The organism is Elusimicrobiota bacterium (assembly GCA_026388075.1).
GTDB lineage: Bacteria > Elusimicrobiota > Endomicrobiia > Endomicrobiales > JAPLKN01 > JAPLKN01.
Genome location: JAPLKN010000158.1, coordinates 1 through 5,487, shown reverse-complemented (window position 1 = coordinate 5,487; position 5,487 = coordinate 1). Strand labels below are relative to the sequence as shown.

The 5,487-nt window shown below is 33.0% G+C and carries 1 protein-coding gene; it reads right to left on the bottom strand.

The genetic code is table 11. The features are described from left to right. Positions 1-548 precede the first annotated feature (548 nt). The gene (locus tag NT145_08835; GenBank protein ID MCX5782781.1) at positions 549-5,381 is read right to left on the bottom strand and encodes a hypothetical protein; all 4,833 of its coding nucleotides are present in this window, start codon (positions 5,379-5,381) and stop codon (positions 549-551) included. Between the last annotated feature and the right edge of the window lie 106 nt (positions 5,382-5,487).

Sequence of the window (5,487 nt, the reverse complement as noted above, 5' to 3'; positions counted from 1 at the left end):
TAGTATGCCAACCGCTAAAAAGGATTTATTGAGCGGATATAAAAAAAACCTATTTATAATGGTAGGTAACACGGACTTTGTACCCATATTCCCTCCAATATATTAATAGTGTAAAAACCTTGAATCGTCAAGGCTTTTTTGAATTGTTCACATTAACCAATGCCCTGGCTTTTGGGACATAGTTAACTTAAGCAAAAATGGATTGATTTTGTATTGGTTTTTGGTAAAGAATGAGATTTTTTAAGGCAGGATTAGGCAGAATTCTTGTTGGAATTTCAATGTGATTTTAGTTTTCAGGTGTCATTGCGAGCGACTGAAAGGAGCGTGGCAATCTGACCCGTAAAGTCATCCTGAATTTACTTGCCCCGCTGACTTGGTTTCAAAGAAACCATGCGGGGGTTCAGGATCTAGTCTTTTATAAAATAGACCCTGAAACAAGTTCAGGGTGACCCGAAAACATAGGGACACAAAACTTAATTCTTGAAAACTTAAACTGCTCTTTTAAAAGCAACAAACTGGAATTAAGTATTGTGTCCCCGAATTATGGATTAGGCTGCGCCAAGCAGATTTTTTACAGCATTGATACTTATATCAGGTTTGAAATCCTTCGGCAGAGTGATCTTCCTTTCAGCAAACTTATCAAACATAACTATCAGCTCGTTTACAGCCCAACCTAGTACATTTGGCATTTCATCTTCAGTTGAAGTCAATTCAGGTATTGTCCCGGTTTGTGCAATAACTCCAAATATAGGATTTAGTATTTCCATCAGCCTGTTATCCATTAACAAATTATCTATATCCTTCGTAAGTTTTATTTCTTTCGGATATTTTTTCTTTAGTTCTCTTATATTCAATAAAGCTTTTACAAAAAGAATTATTGAAAATGAATACATTTGATGTATCGTTTGATATTTCGTCTGCAAGAGTTCGCTGTATTTATTGCCTAAATCCCGCGGCGTTTTAGCAGACAATATTTTCAATAGTTCCTTATTTTGTTCAGCATTGCTAACAAGATCGGGAATTTCATATTCCATATTTTCTTCTATCTTAAAGATACTTCTCAGCGTTAGAAAATTAATCAATGTCCTTCTATCGGACTCATTAGCAAGATTCATTTTTTCTATTTCTTCCATATAATGATTTTCAATTATTTTTTCAATAATTCCACGCAAAAAGCCAAACATTTCTATGACATAACCGATTTTTTCTTCAGTAGAAGCAGTTTTTCTTAAAGCCATTTTCTCAAAAGTTTCAATCTTTAGCCAACCAGAAGGCCAATTTTTCTTATTCAATATTTCTGAACTTTTTAATGTCTCGTAAACTAAATTAAAAATATATCTTTGGTCATCGACATTCTTTTCGAATATTTTACTTACCCCGTTATTGCTGCAAAAATCAAAATAGGCTGCCATAAGGCCCAAAATGCCTGACTTAACAACCTGGTTTTTATTAAAAAGCTCTATTTCTCTTTCAGATACCCTTTTCTGATCAAAAAATTCCCCCCACTCTTTATCCGGGGTTGAAGGAATTTTTTCGTAATTTAAACCAGTTTTATATCCCATTTTTGCCAGTAACTCGGGAGATTTTGGACGTAGTCCTATTAATGGAGTGATTTTATCAAATAAATTTTCAGCGATCATAGGCCTGTTATTTATGTCAGGCGGTAATCGATAATTGGGATCATTAATCTCAAATTCGGGATCTCCCGCTGCTGTACCTGCTGCTATCGCGATATCACATTCTTTCAAATTTGAATATTTTAGCCTTTTGATTATCTTTTCCCACAAATCCAGATCTGCAAAGCTTGCATTTATTTCAAGCAGCATACTTTCTTCTAAAATTTCAGTTTCTTTTATTTCACTAATCTTTCTGGATAAAATAAAATCCGGATATTGTCTAATATTTCTTTTCAGTTCATCCAAATATTCTGGAGAAGTACTTATATAAACTATTGCTGAAGGATTTACCATCTTTATAGTATAACTTAGCCTTCCCAAATTATCACTATTAAGCATTTTTTTGAATTCATCAATTGTTGTGCTTTTATCTTTTTCTATTATTAGCTTTACGCCGTCAAATCCCATACTTAATATATATTTCATGGCTTTAATAGAATATTCGTTTGAAATGCGCATTTCAAAAAGAAGCTTGCCTCCAAGTGAATGAATATTCTTAATTGATTCTTTCATTTGGAGAGCAAATAACCACTGAAGCATGCAAGATAAACTATAGTTTTTCTGAGAATATAAAAATCCTTTAGGCTCGGACGGATATGTTTTTAGGTAAACATATTCATCTAGCCATGTCGCCTGGCCATATTCCCCAGGATAACCGATTTCTCTCATAAATTTTAAGAATTGGTCCAGATAATTCTTTAGTTTATTTTTATTAATAACTCTTTCAAATATTTTCTTAGCTAGTTCAATATCACGGCCTTTATTTTCGTTAAATCTATCCGTATACAATCCAAGATTCATTCCACATGCTGATAATTCACTCAGAACCTTTTCCGAAATAAACTGTTCTGTTTTAGTCTCAAATTCTACTTTTCCAGACACAATTTGTTTTGCTATTTCATATTCCTTATTTTTTTTGTTATTAAAGTCTTCCATGAATTCTTCAAAGCTCTTATAGTTTATTAGATTATAGAAAAATCTTTCTAGTTCAGTTTCATACATTGGGTCATACTCTTTTAGTATTTTTTGAAATTCTTTATAATTTACCAATTCCGCATGAATTTTCATTGCCACATAAGTTTCCCGCATAATAATTTTTGATTTATTTATTTTATTATTACGTCTTTCCTCATCAGAAATTAATAGGCTATTTAAATCTATGCCTTTTATCCCTAATCTTTCAATAATATCCGCCCAATTGATTAGAGAAGGATCGCCCGAATATCCGTTTATACTAACTTCATCATTAAAACCCCTTATAATTACTGTTCCGTTTTTGACATAAACAGGCAAATCAAGATTTTTCCCTGACCCGAAATCTATTGAACCGGATTGCCTTAAGGAGTGCGGGTCAACCACACGAATTTTGTTATCAGAAGAAATATAGATTTTCTTTTTACTATCCAGCCCAGGGATATAAATGTCAGTTTCATACCATTTAAGCTCTTCCTCAAATTTATTATTGAAGTCTGGTTTAACCTTAATTATATTCTCGAATTGGTTATTATATATGGTCTTATTTCCAAAAGATATATCTGAAGCTATTATGCCTAGTTTATTAAGATCTATTCCTCTGTCTAGACTTAAAATATCTAAAAGATATTTTTTTTCATTGATTTTACCAGCAAAAAGACCGGAATCGCTTTTTGCTTTTCCTATATTATATATGAACAACATTTCGTCAAAAAGAGGATTGGAAGTATATTGATCTCTAATTGTATCAGGAATTACGAAGGCAGCTGAAGGGCCATCTACCTCAACAATTGCGGATTTTATTATTTTCTCATTTATTTCCTTGCCAAAATAGCGCGAAAATTTTCTTAATAAGACTGGATCGCCTTTGATGCGATTTAAAACTGCTAGGGCGCCTCTTCCCAGCACTATTTCGTTTGGAACATCAGGATCGTTACAGCTTAGTTTTAAAAATAAAAAATCGTTGGAGCTATCATCATCATCTTCACATTTTTCTATACCAACATTAATCTCTAGCTTTTCATAACCGGGAACATCTATCGGTTCACTAAAAATAGGCTCCGCAGTTGCTCCGAGACTTATGGCTATCGGCATCATCCCCGCCTTTTTCTTCAGCATTAACTTTTTAGCAATATCTGAAATTCCCTGCGGATTTTCCCTATTAGATCTGAGAGCACCCAGTGGCTCGGATACCATAACAAACAACCTACCCTGAAGATCCGGATATTCGCTTCTAATAGCTGAACAAATTATGCCGTTTGCCACCGCATTAACAGGGTTAATTGCATTTTTTAGATTCACAGAAATAACTGGAATATAAGGAATTTCTTCTTCCGGCTTATCTTTTACTTTTTCCCCTTTTTGTTTTATCCGTTTTCTAAACTGCAGCCCAAGCCCTATTATTAGGCTTGCTACAATAATTACTCCAACAACCAATGGGTATGCGACTAAAAGAGAGTAAAACGCAATAATTGAGAAAGTAATACCTATTAAGACAATTCCAAAATATAAAATATTTTTCCCGCCAAATGCTTCTACTATCTTTTTTGACTCAAATCTTTCTTTTTTATTAATAATAATCCTTATGCCGTCGTCTTGATCGTTTATGGGTTTGACAAACTTTATTACTATCGGTACAAAGTTTTTTCCTTCGGCTAATTTATAATTATTTAAAGCCTCTTTTAATGTGCGAGGCATATCTATCCTCTGATAAAATCCACATTTAAAACTTGAGGCAAAAGTATTCTTTCCCGTCTCCGGATCTTTAGATTGTTCATCCTTTATAGATAATTTCTCGTAAAAACCTTCCATTAATTCGTCTGCTTTTTTATGTAAATTAGCCAGGTTTGTTTCACTTTCATTCATCATAAAAACGGTTACTGGCGTATGTTTCAAACGGCAAACAATATCAAACAAATTCTTTCCCTTAATTTTGACGCTTTCTAATATTTTAGGATCAATATCTTTTTTATCATCTTTGTTATTAATAACGTCGCGAAGCTGAACGAGAGCCTTCATCAAATTTATTCGGTTTATTTCCTGATTGGGACGGGCACATACATTTACGAGAACTATTCTTAATTCTTGAATAGCTATGCCAATATTGGGATTGCCATATTGAGGAATTACAATGTCATATAGATTACTCACTACCTGCTGAGTAGCTTGGGAAGGGTTGGAACTTGAAATAGCAGAATCAGCGACATTAAGAGCTTCAACAAATGTTCTGGCAATTTCTAAACTTATTATAGGATCTGCTTCATTTAAAAGCCTAACAATCTCCGCTTTCATACTGTTTAATTTCTTATCTCTGCGGGAAACCATTAATTCTTCAAACCGACGCATATATTTATGAATTAAAGGATGTTCATCAATGAATTCTCTGTGACTAACTTCATGGCTGATTATTAATTCAGCAAATTCAGGATTATCCAAAGCAAAAAGGTCCATTCTAATTTGATTTTGCCTTTCCAAATAATTTCCAAATTCGCCTTTGCTAAAATCCGGAACTGACAAACCTTCAATTAACGGAAATATTGAAAGAGTAATACCGTAATACTCCAGTTTTTCCTTTAGCTCTAAAGGCAGATACTTTAACATAGTTTCATACTTCGTCCTGAAAGCTACCGCCTTTTCAAGAATAGCTTTTTTCTTTTCAATATTTTTCAACGATTTTTCTATTTTCTGTTTATCTTCTTCTGACGCTTTTTTATTATCGTCTTCAACTTTCATAATTCACTTCCTCCCATTTTAAAAATTCCTATCTTAATATAATTATATACAGAAATACATATTTGTGTCAACATATATTAAAAAATAGTAAGAATTTATTCATCAT

Coding starts and splice junctions, on each gene's coding strand:
- NT145_08835 (MCX5782781.1), bottom strand. CDS start 5,381: ATGAAAGTTGAAGACGATAATAAAAAAGCGTCAGAAGAAGATAAACAG.